The following is a 16,447-nucleotide window of genomic DNA, read 5'->3' as shown; positions in this document are numbered from 1 at the left end:
TAACCATTTACTGCTAATCAGCAAGCATCTTTGATGCACATACAATCCCTATCTATCCAAAACTTTAGAAATCTGCAGCCCACGAGGCTGCATTTTTCTCCACAGCTTAATATTATCTACGGTAATAATGCAGCTGGAAAAACCAGTATTCTTGAGTCTCTCTACATTCTTGGCCACGGCCGTTCCTTTAGAACCAGCCGTCATAATAAACTTGTTAATCATGAGCATGACTCTTTTACTTTGTTTAGTGAACTGATCGCCCAAGGTTCTAGTCATAAACTTGGTATTCAGCGTTTTCGTAATAATGATGTCCGAATGCGATTAAATCAGGAGCCACTGTCTAAACTCAGTGATCTGGTGACCCTCGCACCAGTGCAAGTTCTAGCTCCAGAGCACTACGAGTTATTAACCAAAGGTTCCAGCGGGCGACGAAAAATGTTGGACTGGGGAGTGTTCCACGTGGAACATTCCTTTCTCAAACGCTGGCAAGATTGCCAGAGGTTGATATTGCAACGAAACAAGTTACTTAAGACCAGTAATAACTATAGAGAGTTAGAAGCATGGGATAGCCAACTGGTGCCTCTTTCCATAAATGTTAATCAATACCGCGAGGAATATTGTCAACTTCTAAAGCCTTTTTTCAATAGCATCATTAAATCGTTTCTTCCTGATGTTGATGTGTCGTTGCAGTTTTATCAAGGTTGGCAGGGTGACGATCTAAAGCAGTTATTGATCGAACAGTACCCCAAAGACGCAAAGCAAGGTTACACCCACTCTACCATTCAAAAGGCTGATCTAAAGATTATGTCCGGAAAAAGGCTTGCTGCAGACTATCTGTCCCGTGGTCAACAAAAGCTTGTGACCACTGCTTTGAAGCTTGCTCAATTAAGCCTTGCACAAGAAAGAGGGCAACAGTATCCTGTTTTTTTGCTCGATGATATAGGTGCCGAGCTGGATCAACAGCATCAACAGATGTTACTTGATTTCCTTGCTCAGCAACCCAAAAGCCAACAGATATTTATTACTTGTGTGCATTTAGATCCTCTCAAAAGCCTCATAAACAGGTATAATAACGTCAGGTTGTTCCACGTGGAACATGGGGCTGTTACTGTGATAGATACAGCCTCAGAGAAGTATGCGCAATAAGCTCAATAGAACAATCATAAGGAATCCGTATGTCGGAAAATAACAGTTACGATTCGTCCAGTATTAAGGTATTAAAAGGCTTGGATGCTGTTCGTAAGCGTCCAGGTATGTATATTGGTGATACCGATGATGGTACCGGTTTGCACCATATGGTCTTTGAGGTAGTGGATAACTCTATTGATGAGGCTTTAGCCGGTCACTGTACAGATATTTATGTCACTATTCATAGCGATAACTCAGTATCGGTAAAAGATAACGGACGTGGCATTCCTACAGAAATCCATGAAGAAGAAGGGGTTTCAGCTGCTCAAGTTATTCTGACGGTACTTCATGCCGGCGGTAAGTTCGATGATAACTCATACAAGGTGTCCGGAGGTTTACACGGTGTCGGTGTATCGGTAGTTAATGCCTTGTCCGAAGAATTAAAGCTGACTATCCGTCGTGGTGGTAAGCGTTATGAGCAGACATATGTGCATGGTGAGCCACAGGCCCCGCTTGAAGTGGTGGGAGATGCTGAAACCACAGGAACAGAAATCCGCTTTAAACCAAGCAATAAAACCTTTACCAACACCGAATATCACTACGATATCCTGGCCAAACGCTTGCGAGAGCTTTCCTTCTTAAACTCAGGCGTCAGTATTCGTCTGGCCGATGAGCGTTCCGGAAAGCAGGATCACTTCATGTATGAAGGGGGTATCAAGGCTTTTGTGGAATATTTGAATAGCAAGAAAACCCCAATCCATGAAAAGGTCTTCCACTTTACCCATGAGCGTGAAGAAGATGGTATCACTGTAGAGGTGGCCATGCAGTGGAATGATGGTTTCCAGGAGAGTATTTTCTGCTTTACCAACAATATCCCTCAGCGCGATGGTGGTACTCACCTAGCAGGTTTCCGAGCTGCTCTAACTCGTGGCTTGAATAACTTTATGGAAAATGAGGGTTATAACAAAAAAGGTAAGGTTAACACTACTGGCGATGATGCTAGAGAGGGCTTAACCGCTGTTATTTCGGTGAAGGTTCCAGATCCAAAATTTAGCTCACAGACTAAGGATAAGTTGGTTTCCAGCGAAGTGAAGACAGCAGTAGAGCAGGCAATGGGTGAACATCTGAAAGATTTCCTTTTGGAAAACCCGGGTGAAGCTAAATCTGTGGTCAATAAGATGATCGATGCGGCGAGAGCTCGTGAAGCTGCAAGAAAGGCTCGGGAGATGACCCGACGTAAAGGTGCACTGGATATTGCTGGTCTGCCAGGAAAGCTGGCTGATTGTCAGGAAAAAGATCCGGCACTGTCAGAACTTTATATTGTGGAGGGTGACTCCGCAGGTGGTTCGGCCAAGCAGGGTCGAGATCGTAAGAATCAGGCGATTCTACCGCTGAAAGGTAAGATTTTAAATGTAGAGAAAGCCCGTTTTGATAAGATGCTATCTTCACAAGAGGTTGGTACTTTGATTACCGCTTTGGGCTGCGGAATTGGTCGTGAAGAGTTCGATGCAGATAAAACCCGTTATCATCGAATCATTATCATGACCGATGCGGACGTAGATGGCGCACACATTCGTACCCTGTTACTGACCTTCTTCTACCGTCAGGTACCACAATTAATTGAGCGCGGTTACATCTATATCGCTCAACCACCTTTGTATAAGGTCAAAAAAGGTAAACAGGAGCAGTACCTGAAAGATGATGAAGCCCTGGAAAATTATTTAACTCAGCTGGCACTGAATAATACTGAGTTGTATGTAACTAAGGATGCTCCACCAATTACTGGTGAAGGGCTTGAGAAACTGGTTAATGAATATCGCGACGTTCAGACCACCATTCGTCGTCTTGGCCGCTTATACCCGTCCAATATCCTTAACAGCATGATCTATCATCCAACCTTAAAAACGGATGACTTAAAAGATGAGGCAAAAGTTAAAGAATGGATGGAGACTCTGTCAGTAAAACTGAATAAAGATCAGAAAAGCGGTGCCGTGCGCTTTATCTTTAACCTGCGTAAGGATAATGAATTAGAGCACTATCTTCCGCATTTCACGATGTTCCACCATGGTGTTGAAAGTGAGTACTTACTTTCAACAGACTTCTTTGCATCCAGTGATTATAAAAAAATCTCATTGTTGGGCGAGAAGCTGGAAACCTTGATAGAGGAAGGAGCCTTCGTTAAGCGCGGTGAAAAGATCCAGGAGATCGAGTCCTTCAAGGATGCACTGGATTGGTTGATGTCCGAAGCTCGTCGTGGCCAGGCTATTCAGCGTTATAAAGGTCTGGGTGAAATGAACCCTGGTCAGCTTTGGGAAACCACCATGGACCCAGAAAGCCGACGTATGCTTCAGGTTACTATTGAAGATGCGGTAGCAGCCGACCAGTTGTTTACTACCTTGATGGGTGATCAGGTTGAACCTCGCCGTGAATTTATTGAGAGTAATGCACTTTCAGTATCTAACCTGGATGTTTAAAGCTTAATTTAACAAGTTCGTAGCAAAGGACCGCCTCAATGGCGGTTTTTTGTTAAGGAAGGAAAAAAGGGAAGTAAATACTTACTTTATTTTAAATCTTTGTTGAGGAGGGCCTCATAAACAGGTAAGGCCTGCTGATCTTCAGCTGATAACTGAGGAAATGCCAGAGGGAGTTGCTGCATATTTTGTAATACCAGCTCAGAAACTATTGCCCGCATTGCCGGCTTATCATCGGCCGGAATGATGTACCAGGGAGCCCAGGGCCGGGAAGTGTGAGATAAAGCTTGCTGATAGGCATGCTGATATTTGTCCCATAACTGACTTTCTTCAATATCGCCACTGGAAAACTTCCAGTTCTTTTCTGGGTCTTGGACTCGTGAGAGGAACCGCTGGTGTTGCTCCAGCTGTGAAACATTAAGAAAGAATTTCAAAATAATGGTGCCATTACGAGCCAGATGCGCCTCATGGTCATTGATAGACTGATAACGAGCGGTCCAGAAAGCATCGTTGGAATCAATTGATTCGATGTTGTCGGGGTTTAGGTCTGGTAAATGCTGATTAAGCAGGTATTTGGGATGTACTCTAACAACCAGAACTTCTTCATAGTAACTGCGATTAAAATACCAATGCGGCCACGCTCAGGAAGAGCTTTTACGGTACGCCATAGAAAATCATGTTCTAACTCCTGAGGTGATGGTTGTTTGAAACTATGAACCTGAAAGCCGGCTGGGTTGATGCCACTGAAAACTTTCCGAATGGTGCTGTCCTTACCCGCTGCGTCCAATGCCTGAAAAATGAGCAGGAGAGAAAAACGATTATCGGCGTACATCTTATGTTGCAGGTGATAAAGAGAGTCGCTGTTAACCTTTAATTGAGCTTTGTAATCTTCTTTTGACAGCTGCTCTATAGGTTTGGTCGGTTGCTGGCTTAGGCTAAGCTTGCCATCAAAGGGCATCAGGTAAGGTGATTCAATACAACGAAAGCCAGGGGTTAGGCGGCTATCGGATAGGTTCATGCTGGGTGCTCCACAAAAAAGGTAATTTCAAGATCTTATAATAACCGGTAAATCACAAGTTTGAATTGTTAAACTTTTGAAAATGAGTCTTATATCATTGAGTTATGTGACAGCAGGAGTAAGATAAAAAGCGAATCAATAAGAAAAAGGAGTTAATATGTCTGTAGCAAAAGTTACCGAAATTATTGCTGACTCAGAGGATAGTTTCGAAGATGCTGTGAGAAGAGGTATACGTCGAGCAAATAAAACCCTCGACCAGGTCAAAGCGGCCTGGGTTAAAGAGCAGCAGGTTGTGATTAAAGATGGTGAAGTTGAAAGCTTTCGTGTTGTTATGAAAGTCACTTTCTTACTGAAAGATTAGAAACTAGAGTAGTTACTATCAAAAGCCCATGACTACTCATGGGCTTTTTGCTATCAGGGGTTTGTGTAGAAGTAATTACTTACTACCAAGAATTGAGCCAAGTAGGCCGCGAACGATTCTTCGACCAAGACCTGAGCTGATCGTTCGAACCAGAGTTTTAGTGAAAGCTTCTCCAACTGACTGGCGATTCGATCGACGGTTGGTTTTAGATTTGTTGCGGATGGCTTCAGCCTCTTTCATTTCCCTTGCTTGCCGCTGTTCAAGTTCCTGTTCTCGCTTAAGTAGAATTTCATAGGCGGATTGTCTGTCGACCGCATCGTCATAAACACCTTTAAGAACTGATTGCTTAAAGGAAGTTTCCCAGTCTGCATCAGAAAGCGGGCCAATCTGAGAACAGGGTGGACAGATCAGAGTTTGTTCTACTGGCGTTGGTCGTCCCTTTTCGTCTAATACGGACACCAATGCCTCGCCAACGGAAAGTTGGGTTATAACGGACTGGGTATCGAGCTTGGGGTTGGGCCTGAAAGTTTCAGCAGCGGCTTTTATGGCTTTCTGATCCTTGGGGGTGAAGGCGCGTAAAGCATGTTGCACACGATTACCCAGCTGACCAAGTACAGAGTCAGGAATGTCAGTTGGGTTCTGGGTAACAAAATAAACACCGACACCTTTAGAGCGAATCAGGCGAACCACTTGCTCAATACGTTGCAATAAGATTTTAGGTGCATGATCAAACAAAAGATGGGCTTCGTCGAAAAAGAAAACCAGACGGGGTTTCTCAGGATCGCCAACCTCGTCCAGTTCTTCAAAAAGTTCAGACAGCATCCAGAGCAGGAAGGTGGAGTAAATTTTAGGATTAAGCATGAGTTCACGGCTGTATAACAGGTTGATAAAACCTTTGCCGTTATGATCCTGGCGCATGAGGTCATTAATGTTAAGAGCTGGCTCACCAAAAAAATGATCGCCACCAGAATTTTCGAGAACTAACAGTTTGCGGATAATAGCGGCAACAGTTTGTGGCGTGACATTGCCATAATCACGGCTGACTTGCTGACGGTTATCACTCAGCCAGTTCAACATGGAACGCAAATCCTTGAGGTCAAGCAACAGCAAACCTTCTTCATCAGCTATATCAAAGGCGATATGCAGAACGCCGCTTTGAGTATCGTTAAGTTCCAAAAGGTGCGACAGCAGTAATGGCCCCATCTCAGTGATGGTCGTTCTAACAGGGTGGCCATGCTTGCCGTAGACATCCCAATAGAGAACAGGATTGGCGCGTGGTTGATAATCAGGGATTTGAATGTGATTGATACGTTCAATGATTTTCGGATGAGAGCCCGCTGCTTTAGCTATACCACTAAGATCGCCTTTTATATCGGCCGCGAAAACCGGAACACCTATGTTGGAAAAGGCTTCGGCCAATACCTGCAGGGTGACCGTTTTACCGGTACCGGTTGCACCAGCAATTAATCCATGCCGATTGGCCATTTTGGGGTTTAACCGAATATGCTGTTGTTCTTTATTACCGCCAATAAGTATCATAGGGTTAGTCCATACATAAATGTTAATTCAGAATAAATAATCAGAACGAAAAGGCAAGGAAAAAGATCAACATAGCTAAACAGGGAAACTGATTGTAGTCAATAAACAAGGGCCAAAGTCAGATAAAATGAGATCTCAACAAAGGAGAAAGCATGAACTTCAATCAATTGCTCAGCAATGCTATCGGCGCTAATCAGGAGCAGGCTACCAACAGCGTATTTTGTGATAAGAACAATAAACTACAGGATGTAAAACTGGTTGAAGTTAGTTTTGAAGAGCAGTTATTTGTAACCGAAGGGCAGAGCATTCCCTTTGCTGATGTTCAGTATGTTGTGATCCAGAAACCCGTTTATGAAAACCTCGAAGAATATCAAAAAGAAACCGGCAATCTAAACTACTCTAATTACCGCATTGAGATGAGCGATAAATTTACTATTACAGGACAATGTGTTTATTGCGAAAAAGAAGAAGGGTTATGGAAACTTCTTCGATTACATAAAAATCATATCTTTATTATTTTAGTCTCGGAAAAAAACGTTACCAATATGGAGCTTATTCAAAGCAATGGTCGTTCAACATTTGGCCGTGAGGAGGAGCGCTACACGGGAGAGATAAAAGAAGTAGATTTAGGCACTGTAAAGATTGATGAAAAATGGGTCCATAAGTTTCCACCCGAATTATTATTTAAGTATCAGGCACTACCACTATTTAAAAAGAATAACTTTCTTGAAGTAGCTTTTACCAATCCACAACAGATTGATGCCATGCAGGTGATGAGCTTTATAGCCGGTTGCAACATAGAACCGTTAAAAGCCAATAAGCGCGACTTGCTAGAGTATTTAAGTGGCATTGTACAGTTCCAGAATGAAAAAGAAGCGCTCAACGAACTGGAACGAGTGGGAATTGATGCCAGTAAAAGCTTAGCAACGAATGAAATTGAAAGCTTAGGTAAGAAAAAAGGTGTCATCAATTTAATGGCATCCATTATTACTGATGCCATCGAAAAAGGCGCATCAGATATCCACCTTCATCCAAGAGAAAAATATTTGCAATTATTGTATAGAATGGATGGAACATTAACCCCAATCAGAAAGTTGAATTTATCGCTCCACCAGGCTCTGGTCAGTCGAATAAAAATCATCGGTGGTATGGATATATCAGAGAGACGCTTACCGCAAGACGGACGAATCGAATATACAGGGAGCGGCAAAAGTATTGATATGCGGATCTCGGTGATGCCAACGGTTTATGGCGAAAGTGTGGTGATTCGTATTCTGGATAGCTCACAGGGTTTACGTGATATTAGTGAATTGGGATTTAACGAGAAAGATACCGAGCGATTCATTAATTTATTGCATTCAAGTTATGGCATGTTTCTGGTCACAGGGCCGACTGGTTCAGGAAAAACCACAACCCTGTATGCTGCGATTAACGAAAAGATTAAAGAAGGACCACACATCGTAACGGTTGAAGAGCCGGTAGAATACAAAATGGAGGGCGTAACCCAGATACCGGTTAATCATAAAATTGGCTACACCTTCGCAAGAGCCTTAAGGAATATTTTACGACACGATCCGGATGTGATTATGGTAGGTGAAATCCGTGATGGAGAAACCGCTAAAATTGCAGTGGAGAGCTCCTTAACGGGGCATCTGGTGTTAAGCACTCTGCATACCAACAGTGCGGTCAGTACTATTACACGACTAATTGAAATGGGTGTGGAGCCTTATCTTTTAAAAGATGCACTGGTTGGAATTTTAGCCCAAAGACTGGTTAAGAAAAACTGTCAGCACTGCCTGATTGAAGAAAAAATTCCCGAGTCGATTCGCAAAGAAATACAGGCGGCAAAAAACGATAAGTTTTATAAAGGTGCGGGTTGCGCAGAATGTTTTAACACGGGCATTGCAGGAAGGCGCTCGGTTTATGAATTGCTTAGTATCAGTCCAGAAGTGGCCAAAGAAATTCAGGACAGCCTGGATATTAATAAGTTAAATGAAATCGCGCAGAAACAGGGAATGGTCACTTTAGCGGAAATGGCTTTAGAGTTAGCTCGTAAAAAAGAAATATCAGCACTCGAAGTCTATAAAATCCGGGCTAATGCCAGTCAGATAAAAACTCTAGAAGAAGAATAATGTAACCATACCCAATAACAAAACGTCTAGCAGTTAACAACAGTTAAAAGAATTAATTGAAAATTAGGTTGATGTTATATAACGTTTTGTTTTTAAAGTTAAAATTAAAATAGGAGTGGGTATGAAAAACTGGATATTGCTGGTTGCTGGATTGATGGCTTTGGGTTTGTCGGGTTGTAAAAGTGATGATGAAACAAAATTAGAAGCGAGTTTAACCCTAAAAACCTGGGAGATAGGAAATCCGGAAATAATTTATGGGGAAGATAAAACGGTTTTTTCTGAGCAAGAGCCTATCGCATTTGATATGAAGTTGACCAATACTGGACTCAAAACAGAGCGTGTAGAGTTCGGAGGGTGTGGATTTGATGTTATTGAAATATATGATTCGAATGGTGACATGGTTTATAGCTCTGAATATACAACAACGGGTTGCAGTGCAGTGTGGAATGTTGAGGTAATGTACACAGGAGAAACAATAGGGACGCAAACACTTTGGGATCAAGAGTTATATAATGTAGATCCTGATACTGGAGCAATTTCAGATACCGGTGAATATTTACAACCAGGAGACTATACAGTGATAGGTTATGCGCGTGTGCAACTAGGATCCTCTGAAGCAGAGGCGACAATTATCCCAGTGCCTGTGGAGCTAAGTCTAACAATAGAAGCATCTCAATAGGATCTAATAAGGCAAGCTAGACAGCTTGCCTTTTCATTAACACTTCTTTTCTAATTCTGATAATTTCTTTTCCAGCTCTTCGAGCATTAAACGAGTTCTCTGTAGCACTTTAGTCTGTGCGTCAAATTCTTCGCGGGTCACCAGGTCCAGTTTGGCTAATTGGCTTTGCAGTATCTGTTTAGCCTGTTTGGCAAACTCGTCACCGGTATTTTTTACTGACTGTGGAATTGCATCAGACAGCTTGCTGGCAATACCATCAAGTACTTTGGGGTCGATCATTTTTAGTATCCCTCTATTACCAGAGTGGTGGTTTAACTCTTGCCAAGTAAAGAACGGCTAAAACACTGGCGAGTGCTAGCACAAAAAAGATCAGTCGCTTTTTGTTTTCAGTGGCATGAAACATTTTTATGCCAAACATGATGTAGGTAACTATAAGCAGAATCTTTACTGTTAACCAGGGTTGATGATGTGGGTACATCTTAAACTGCACCATTAATACGATACCGCTAGCTAACAAAAAAGTATCAATAATGTGCGGTAAGATTTTTACTACTTTTTTCTGTAATAACTGACTGCCTCTAAATAGCCAGACGCTACGAATTAAAAAACCTAAAACGGTCAATGCCGCTAACGTCATATGAAAATGCTTTAATGCTAACATTGAATTTTATCCACCTTTATTTGATTTCGGTTGAGGTAAGCCTCTAGCGCAGAATCAAGTTCACTTAAATAATTAATAGGAACTTCCGCGCGAATGGTTACCTGATCAGAAAATTGGGTATCAATAATATCTGCCTGCGCTTCTTTAAGCAGGTATTCTACCTGTTTTTGAAGATCATAAGCACAGGTTAGATCAATTTTTTGGGTGTAGATCCGCGAACCAAGTGTAAGTTGCTCCATGGCCTGCTTAACTGAACCGCCATAGGCGCGAGCTAGACCGCCGGTTCCCAATTTAGTGCCGCCGTAATAGCGAGTCACTACAGCGGTAATATCGCCAACATCGCTGTGCTGCAACACATTAAGCATCGGCATACCGGCGGTGCCGCTCGGTTCGCCATCATCGGAACAGGCAATTAAAGTTGTGCTTGATGGGTTGCCAACAATATAGGCCCAGCAATGATGGGTCGCATCAGGTTCTGTCTGATTAAAGTGCTGAACAAAGGCTTTGGCATCCTCGACCGACGGCGTATAGGCAATTCGGGCAATGAAACGACTGCCTTTAATCACCTCTTCAAATGAAAACGGGTGCTCAACGCTATGTCGAGGCACCCGATAACCAGCAAGTTCCTGCTTTGTTGAGTCTGACATCAAAAGAAATTAATCCAGATGCTCACGAGTCAAGTTACGTGGGCCGGTAGCAGTAACCAGTACTTCATCCTCAATACGAATACCACCGAAAGGCTTAAACTGTTCAATCTTATCCCAGTTTATGCTTTTAGCATGTTCGGTCTGTTTGAGATCACCGAGCAGAGAGTCGATGAAATAAAGACCTGGCTCAATAGTCAGGATATTGCCGACTTCGATGTCGCGAGTATTACGTAGGAATGGATGTGCTTTCGGTGGCGGAGCCGGATCGCCGGCAATATTGGCCTGGTGTCCACCGACATCATGTACCTGTAGACCGATATGGTGACCCAGCCCATGTGGGAAGAAGGTCGAGGTTACGCCCGCTTCAACCATAGATTCTGGTGACATATCGCAGAATTTGTATTTATTGAGTAGCTTGGCAATTTCATGGTGCGTTTCAATGTGCAGATCCACATAAGACTGACCGGTCGTAACTTTGCCGCAGATGCGCTGTTCCAATGCATCCATATCACCAATCAACTCAGCAAACTCATTCTGCTCAAAAGCATAAGTACGAGTAATATCCGCTGCATAATTATTATAACGAGCACCGGCATCTATCAGGAAGGTTTTGTGCTGATCGGGTGCTGTATTGTTATATAAGGTATAGTGCAGAATAGCTGCGTGTTCATTCAGCGCCACAATGCTGCCATAAGGAAGCTGGTGCTCGGTATGGCCAGTTGCCAGTTGGTAGGCCAGATGAATCTCCAGCTCCGAACCTTTCTTAAAGAACATATCGCGAGCAGCCATGTGGCCCAGTGCTGCACGTTTGTTGGCACGTGAAACACACTCAACCTCATAATCAGACTTGATGGCACGGTGCCAGTTGATCTCATTCATGAAGTAACCTGGATTGACTGCGGCAAAACCGTCTTCATCGAATGGAAACGCCATTTCACCTATATAGGCAACATTACCGCTGGTCGGAATATGAGACAGCACTTCATCTTTGGTGCGGGTCATGACGATATCAAAATGCTCAACCCAGAAACCTTCCGGATCGCCAGCTACATAGTGCCAAAAGTCCACTGGCTGGTAATAACACAGCTTGCGTGTACCGTCAGCAGAAATGATAAGAACGCTATCGTGCAAATCATCCAGCGGTACAAAGCCGTTAAAGTGGAAGTTCGATTTAAACGGATAAGACATGTCATCGAGGAAGATGCCATGCTGTGAGCCGGCCGGGATCACCAGGTGATCGAAGTCGTGGTTAGCCATAGCTTTTTGATAGCGTTGTGTAACAACGTCAATATGATGCTTGAATAAAGGGGCCAACGAAGAATCGTGCATAAAATATCCGATTGTGGTTAATCAATAGTGGCACCATTATTCCAGAAATCACGCCCGATCAGAAGGGCAGTCAGGGGCTTTCGTTTACTGGCAAACTTCGTTATGATTGGTCAGACCAGAAGTTTCAATTGTGTCTGCCGAACTGCGGCAGTACACTGGTTTTCTTTATTTTGGCGCTGATTCAACTAACAGACTCTGCCGCCAGAACAATTACCGCCATAGCATTTCTTGCTAGACAATTGGCAGCCAGCAATGGAGATTAAGAATGATATTTGAAGGTCAATCGATTCAATGCAGATTGCACCCAACAGGGGTTGCTGAAGTCTGTTTTGACAATCAAAAAGAGTCGGTCAATAAATTTGACCGCGCCACCTTAGAAGAGCTCAATGAAGTTATCGCTCTGTTAAAAGATAACTCAGATGTAAAAGCGGCCATGGTTACCAGTGGCAAACCGGTATTCATTGTAGGCGCAGACATTACAGAATTCGTCGATTTATTCGCATTACCGCGTGAAGAGCTGTTGCAATGGACTGTTAAGGCCAACGAGATTTTCAGCGGATTTGAAAACTTACCATTCCCAACTGCAGCGGTGATTAATGGTGTTGCTCTGGGTGGCGGCATGGAAATGTGCTTAAGTTGTGATCTGCGTGTGGCTTCGACTAACGCTCAGGTTGGACTACCGGAAACCAAACTAGGATTAATTCCGGGCTTTGGCGGCACCACTCGCCTGCCTCGTGTGATTGGCGCCGATAATGCCTTTGAATGGATTGCCGGTGGTAAGCCAAGTAAGCCAGATGCAGCCTTAAAAATCGGTGCAATTGATGCGGTGGTTGATGGTGACAGTCTGTTTGAAGCGACCGAGCGCATGTTGATTGAAGCAATAGAAGGCAAGTTGGACTGGAAAGGCCGCCGTGCTGAAAAAACAGGCCCTTTGCAGCTTAACAAGATTGAAGCGACCATGTCATTCATGACTTCAAAAGCCTATATCGCTGGACAGGCGGGCCCGCATTACCCTGCGCCGGTCAAAGCAGTTGAAGCGATAGAAAAAGGTGCTGGCTTGCCGTTGGCGGAAGCGATTAAGTTTGAACATGAAGCCTTTGTTGACGTTGCACAAACCCCACAGGCGTCATCGTTAATCCAGTTATTCCTTAATGATCAGGTATTAAAGAAAAAAGCCAAACAAGCCTCTAAAGCGAAGAATGTTGATGTGAAAGCAGCAACAGTTTTAGGTGCCGGCATTATGGGCGGAGGCATTGCCTACCAGTCAGCCTCAAGAGGCGTACCGGCAATCATGAAAGACATTCGCCAGGAAGCGCTTGAGCAGGGGATGAATGAAGCTATCAAGCTATTCGGAAAAGGTGTTAAATACGGCAAAATCAGCACCGAAAAAATGGCCCAGGGCATTGCCAGTATCAAACCAACCTTAAGTTACGACGAAATAAAACACACCAATATCGTCGTCGAGGCAGTGGTGGAAAATCCAAAGATTAAAGAAGCGGTATTGAAAGAAGTAGAAGAGATAATGCCGGAGGATGCCATCATTTGCTCCAACACTTCAACCATCTCCATCGACCGTTTGGCGGCTGCATTAAAACGCCCTGAAAAATTCTGCGGTATGCACTTCTTCAATCCGGTGCACAAGATGCCATTAGTTGAAGTGATTCGAGGGAAAGATACTTCCGAAGAAACTATTGCCAGTGTTGTGGCTTATGCCAGCGCCATGGGCAAGTCGCCAGTAGTCGTTAACGACTGTCCGGGCTTCTTCGTCAATCGTGTTTTATTCCCTTACTTTGGTGGTTTCACTAAGTTGTTGCGTGATGGTGCTGACTTCCAACAAGTGGATAAAATCATGAGCAAAAAATTCGGCTGGCCAATGGGACCTGCTTATTTGCTTGATGTCGTAGGCATGGATACAGGCAAACATGCTGCCGAAGTGATGGCAGAAGGTTTCCCTGATCGCATGAGCAAAGAAGAAAAAGATGCCATTGACGTGATGTTTGAACATGAGCGCTATGGCCAGAAAAACGGCAAAGGTTTTTATATTTATGGAACAGACAAGCGCGGTAAACCAACCAAAGAAGCTGACCCCAAGGCTTATGAAATCCTCAAAGAAGTATGCGCTGATAGCAAAGATTTCAGTGACGAAGAGATCATTGCACGCAGCATGTTGCCGATGATTATCGAAACCATTCGCTGTCTGGAAGAAGGCATTATTGCCAGCCCGGCAGAGGGTGATATGGCGCTAATCTATGGATTAGGGTTCCCTCCATTCCGTGGCGGTGTCTTCAAATACGTAGATGACAACGGCATGCAAAACATTGTTGATCTAGCCAATAAGTATAAACATCTGGGTAAGGCTTACGAGCCGACCGAAGGTATGCTGGCGATGGCTAAAGACAACAAAACATTCTACAACGCGTAACCAGAGGGGAAAAAATGATGAATGAAGTAGTAATAGTTGATGCCATTCGCACCCCAATGGGGCGTTCGAAAGGTGGTATGTTCAGAAACACTCGCGCTGAGGAATTATCCGCACGTTTGATTCAAGGCTTATTGGATCGCAACCAAGCAGTGGATCCTGCAGAAGTGGAAGATGTGATCTGGGGTTGTGTGCAACAGACCCTGGAGCAGGGTTTTAACATCGCACGTAACGCCATGCTGAAAACCAGCTTGCCGCACACAGTTGCTGCACAGACCATTAACCGCTTGTGCGGTTCATCAATGCAGGCATTGCATACAGCCGCCCGCTCAATCATGGTCGGTGATGGCGACGTCTTTATTATTGGTGGTGTCGAGCACATGGGTCATGTACCGATGAATCATGGCATTGATTTTGATCCGGAACTGGCCAAGTACACAGCAAAAGCATCAGGCATGATGGGACTGACTGCTGAAATGCTGGCGATTATGCATAAAGTATCTCGCCAGGAGCAGGATGAGTTTGGTTACCGCTCACACCAATTAGCGCATAAAGCCACCATCGAAGGGCGTTTCAAAAAAGAAATCCTGGCAATGGAAGCGCATGATGAAACGGGTGGTTTACGTTTATACGATTTTGATGAAGTGATTCGTCCTGAATCGACCATAGAGGATATGGCAAAGTTACGCCCAGTGTTTAATCCAAAAGACGGAACAGTAACTGCAGCAACCTCATCAGCAATTTCCGATGGCGCAGCAGCCATGTTAGTCATGTCGCGTAAAAAAGCAGATGCACTAGGCTTAAAGCCGATTGCAAAAATCGTTTCCATGGGTGTTGCTGGTTGTGACCCATCTATAATGGGATTTGGCCCAGTTCCAGCAGTCAATAAAGCACTAAAGCGTGCCGGTATGAAGTTGTCAGATATTGACCTGTTCGAATTAAACGAGGCTTTCGCCGCACAGTCTATCGCGGTACTGGATGGATTGGGCATGCGCGACAACTGGCTGGATAAAGTTAACCTAAATGGTGGCGCTATTGCACTTGGCCACCCGCTGGGTTGTTCCGGTGCCAGAATCTCAACCACCTTGCTTCGCTTGATGGAAGATAAAGATAAAGAGTTAGGTATATCAACCATGTGTATTGGATTAGGGCAGGGTATTGCTACTGTATTCCAGAGGTTGAATTAAGCTTTAACTTTAAAACAGAAAAAGGCTCCATCAGGAGCCTTTTTTTATTGGGAAAGTAAAAAAGTAGTATCGGGTTAGTAACAAAAAGACCTGGTAGGCTGGCGATGAGCGAAGCGAATCCCAGCAAGGTTTTGTATTAATCGTTTAGGTGCTGGGATTCGCTTTGCTCATCACCAGCCTACGACACAGAATAAAAACATACTAGGGTTTATTTTTGAGTTTTTGATCGGACGAGCTTTGATTGCGTTGGCTATCAAAGAATATGCTACCGGTTATTCCGGCGAGGCCGAAAAGGAATATAAGTAGTGATACTAATATCACTATGATCCATTCGAATAGTGTCATAAGGCACCTCCTGTGCTTTTCTTTCATCTTGGCGAATAAAAGAAAAGTTAGCAACTAAAAGAATGTAAAAGTTTAATTGTAGTTTATACTGAAACGAGTGAATCAAAGGTGAATAGTGGAGGGAGAAATGTGATGCAATCGAACTGTCAGAAGATAACAAATGTGATTGTGGTCAAAAACGTGGAAAAAGGAATCAAGTTTTGGGAAAAGCTGGGTTTTGAAGCAGTGACAACTGTGCCGCAGGGTGATGACATTGGTTTTGTCATTTTGAGCAATGGAAAAACTGAAATCATGTATCAAACTACGGCTAGTATTGAAGAAGATATCAATCAAAAACTGCCCGAATCAAAAACCTTTTTATTTGTTGAGGTTGATGATCTTAAGCTGATTCAAAGAAACTTGGTAGGGGAGAAAATTCTCATTGAAGAGCGGGAAACTTTTTACGGTGCAACCGAAACTATTTGTACTGACCCTTATGATAATTGGGTTTGCTTCGCACAGTTTAAGGAAGGCAAACCAGAGTAGAACTTT

At 43.7% G+C, this 16,447-nt stretch carries 16 protein-coding genes; 9 read left to right on the top strand and 7 right to left on the bottom strand.

Features of this window, described 5'->3' with window-relative positions; translation table 11 throughout:
• Positions 1–33 precede the first annotated feature (33 nt).
• On the top strand, positions 34–1,146 hold the full coding sequence (recF, locus tag HUJ19_RS09620; protein ID WP_290623882.1) for a DNA replication/repair protein RecF: 1,113 nt from the start codon (positions 34–36) through the stop codon (positions 1,144–1,146).
• A 29-nt stretch (positions 1,147–1,175) separates the two neighbouring features.
• Positions 1,176–3,602 (top strand): DNA topoisomerase (ATP-hydrolyzing) subunit B, encoded by a 2,427-nt coding sequence (gene gyrB / locus HUJ19_RS09615; protein ID WP_290623833.1) that lies wholly within the window; start codon positions 1,176–1,178, stop codon positions 3,600–3,602.
• An 86-nt stretch (positions 3,603–3,688) separates the two neighbouring features.
• Here the strand turns inward: gyrB and HUJ19_RS09610 are convergent, their stop codons facing one another.
• Both HUJ19_RS09610 and HUJ19_RS09605 read right to left on the bottom strand, forming a co-directional pair.
• Positions 3,689–4,057, bottom strand: coding sequence for a hypothetical protein (locus HUJ19_RS09610; protein WP_290623880.1), 369 nt, complete (start codon positions 4,055–4,057; stop codon positions 3,689–3,691).
• Between the two features lie 83 nt (positions 4,058–4,140).
• Positions 4,141–4,617: a hypothetical protein gene (locus HUJ19_RS09605; protein ID WP_290623831.1), complete on the bottom strand. Its 477-nt coding sequence runs from the start codon at positions 4,615–4,617 to the stop codon at positions 4,141–4,143.
• A 157-nt stretch (positions 4,618–4,774) separates the two neighbouring features.
• Here HUJ19_RS09605 and HUJ19_RS09600 point away from each other — a divergent pair, with 157 nt between their 5' ends.
• The gene (locus tag HUJ19_RS09600; protein ID WP_290623829.1) at positions 4,775–4,978 is read left to right on the top strand and encodes a dodecin family protein; all 204 of its coding nucleotides are present in this window, start codon (positions 4,775–4,777) and stop codon (positions 4,976–4,978) included.
• Between the two features lie 75 nt (positions 4,979–5,053).
• Here HUJ19_RS09600 and HUJ19_RS09595 read toward each other — a convergent pair whose 3' ends face one another.
• Positions 5,054–6,517 carry a helicase HerA-like domain-containing protein gene (locus HUJ19_RS09595; protein ID WP_290623827.1) on the bottom strand — a complete coding sequence of 488 codons (1,464 nt, stop codon included), beginning with the start codon at positions 6,515–6,517 and terminating at the stop codon, positions 5,054–5,056.
• Positions 6,518–6,669: 152 nt separating this feature from the next.
• Between HUJ19_RS09595 and HUJ19_RS09590 the strand changes: the two genes are divergently transcribed.
• Positions 6,670–8,649, top strand: coding sequence for a GspE/PulE family protein (locus HUJ19_RS09590; protein WP_290623825.1), 1,980 nt, complete (start codon positions 6,670–6,672; stop codon positions 8,647–8,649).
• A 121-nt stretch (positions 8,650–8,770) separates the two neighbouring features.
• Positions 8,771–9,328: a hypothetical protein gene (locus tag HUJ19_RS09585; protein ID WP_290623823.1), complete on the top strand. Its 558-nt coding sequence runs from the start codon at positions 8,771–8,773 to the stop codon at positions 9,326–9,328.
• 36 nt (positions 9,329–9,364) lie between these two features.
• Here the strand turns inward: HUJ19_RS09585 and HUJ19_RS09580 are convergent, their stop codons facing one another.
• From HUJ19_RS09580 to pepQ, 4 genes are read right to left on the bottom strand one after another with little or no spacing between them, the layout of a single operon-like run.
• Positions 9,365–9,607: an accessory factor UbiK family protein gene (locus HUJ19_RS09580; RefSeq protein ID WP_290623821.1), complete on the bottom strand. Its 243-nt coding sequence runs from the start codon at positions 9,605–9,607 to the stop codon at positions 9,365–9,367.
• Positions 9,608–9,623: 16 nt separating this feature from the next.
• Complete coding sequence (locus HUJ19_RS09575) at positions 9,624–9,965, bottom strand: SirB2 family protein (protein ID WP_290623819.1); 342 nt, start codon at positions 9,963–9,965, stop codon at positions 9,624–9,626.
• Between the two features lie 17 nt (positions 9,966–9,982).
• The gene (locus HUJ19_RS09570) at positions 9,983–10,636 is read right to left on the bottom strand and encodes a YigZ family protein (protein ID WP_290623817.1); all 654 of its coding nucleotides are present in this window, start codon (positions 10,634–10,636) and stop codon (positions 9,983–9,985) included.
• A 9-nt stretch (positions 10,637–10,645) separates the two neighbouring features.
• Entirely contained in the window at positions 10,646–11,965 is a 1,320-nt protein-coding gene (gene pepQ / locus HUJ19_RS09565) for a Xaa-Pro dipeptidase (RefSeq protein ID WP_290623815.1), read from the bottom strand.
• Between the two features lie 11 nt (positions 11,966–11,976).
• Between pepQ and HUJ19_RS09560 the strand changes: the two genes are divergently transcribed.
• The 4 genes from HUJ19_RS09560 (at position 11,977) to HUJ19_RS09545 (ending at position 16,441) form a co-directional block, all read left to right on the top strand.
• Positions 11,977–12,228 (top strand): hypothetical protein, encoded by a 252-nt coding sequence (locus tag HUJ19_RS09560; protein WP_290623813.1) that lies wholly within the window; start codon positions 11,977–11,979, stop codon positions 12,226–12,228.
• A gap of 2 nt (positions 12,229–12,230) precedes the next feature.
• Complete coding sequence (gene fadB / locus HUJ19_RS09555; RefSeq protein ID WP_290623811.1) at positions 12,231–14,387, top strand: fatty acid oxidation complex subunit alpha FadB; 2,157 nt, start codon at positions 12,231–12,233, stop codon at positions 14,385–14,387.
• A gap of 17 nt (positions 14,388–14,404) precedes the next feature.
• Positions 14,405–15,571: an acetyl-CoA C-acyltransferase FadA gene (gene fadA / locus HUJ19_RS09550; RefSeq protein WP_290623878.1), complete on the top strand. Its 1,167-nt coding sequence runs from the start codon at positions 14,405–14,407 to the stop codon at positions 15,569–15,571.
• Between the two features lie 507 nt (positions 15,572–16,078).
• The gene (locus tag HUJ19_RS09545; protein WP_290623809.1) at positions 16,079–16,441 is read left to right on the top strand and encodes a VOC family protein; all 363 of its coding nucleotides are present in this window, start codon (positions 16,079–16,081) and stop codon (positions 16,439–16,441) included.
• The last annotated feature ends 6 nt before the right edge of the window (positions 16,442–16,447 follow it).

The sequence above is a fragment of the Kangiella sp. genome, assembly GCF_014762745.1.
Classification (GTDB): Bacteria; Pseudomonadota; Gammaproteobacteria; order Enterobacterales; family Kangiellaceae; genus Kangiella.
The sequence above is the reverse complement of the archived record's forward strand: the minus strand, read 5'-3'. Positions and strand labels throughout refer to the sequence as shown.

Bases quoted from the DNA above. Each gene is read 5' to 3' on its own strand.
- gyrB (WP_290623833.1), top strand. From the start codon at position 1,176: ATGTCGGAAAATAACAGTTACGATTCGTCCAGTATTAAGGTATTAAAA.
- pepQ (WP_290623815.1), bottom strand. From the start codon at position 11,965: ATGCACGATTCTTCGTTGGCCCCTTTATTCAAGCATCATATTGACGTT.
- fadB (WP_290623811.1), top strand. From the start codon at position 12,231: ATGATATTTGAAGGTCAATCGATTCAATGCAGATTGCACCCAACAGGG.
- HUJ19_RS09575 (WP_290623819.1), bottom strand. From the start codon at position 9,965: ATGACGTTAGCGGCATTGACCGTTTTAGGTTTTTTAATTCGTAGCGTC.
- HUJ19_RS09580 (WP_290623821.1), bottom strand. From the start codon at position 9,607: ATGATCGACCCCAAAGTACTTGATGGTATTGCCAGCAAGCTGTCTGAT.
- HUJ19_RS09605 (WP_290623831.1), bottom strand. From the start codon at position 4,617: ATGAACCTATCCGATAGCCGCCTAACCCCTGGCTTTCGTTGTATTGAA.
- HUJ19_RS09570 (WP_290623817.1), bottom strand. From the start codon at position 10,636: ATGTCAGACTCAACAAAGCAGGAACTTGCTGGTTATCGGGTGCCTCGA.
- recF (WP_290623882.1), top strand. From the start codon at position 34: ATGCACATACAATCCCTATCTATCCAAAACTTTAGAAATCTGCAGCCC.
- HUJ19_RS09595 (WP_290623827.1), bottom strand. From the start codon at position 6,517: ATGATACTTATTGGCGGTAATAAAGAACAACAGCATATTCGGTTAAAC.
- HUJ19_RS09590 (WP_290623825.1), top strand. From the start codon at position 6,670: ATGAACTTCAATCAATTGCTCAGCAATGCTATCGGCGCTAATCAGGAG.
- HUJ19_RS09585 (WP_290623823.1), top strand. From the start codon at position 8,771: ATGAAAAACTGGATATTGCTGGTTGCTGGATTGATGGCTTTGGGTTTG.
- fadA (WP_290623878.1), top strand. From the start codon at position 14,405: ATGAATGAAGTAGTAATAGTTGATGCCATTCGCACCCCAATGGGGCGT.
- HUJ19_RS09600 (WP_290623829.1), top strand. From the start codon at position 4,775: ATGTCTGTAGCAAAAGTTACCGAAATTATTGCTGACTCAGAGGATAGT.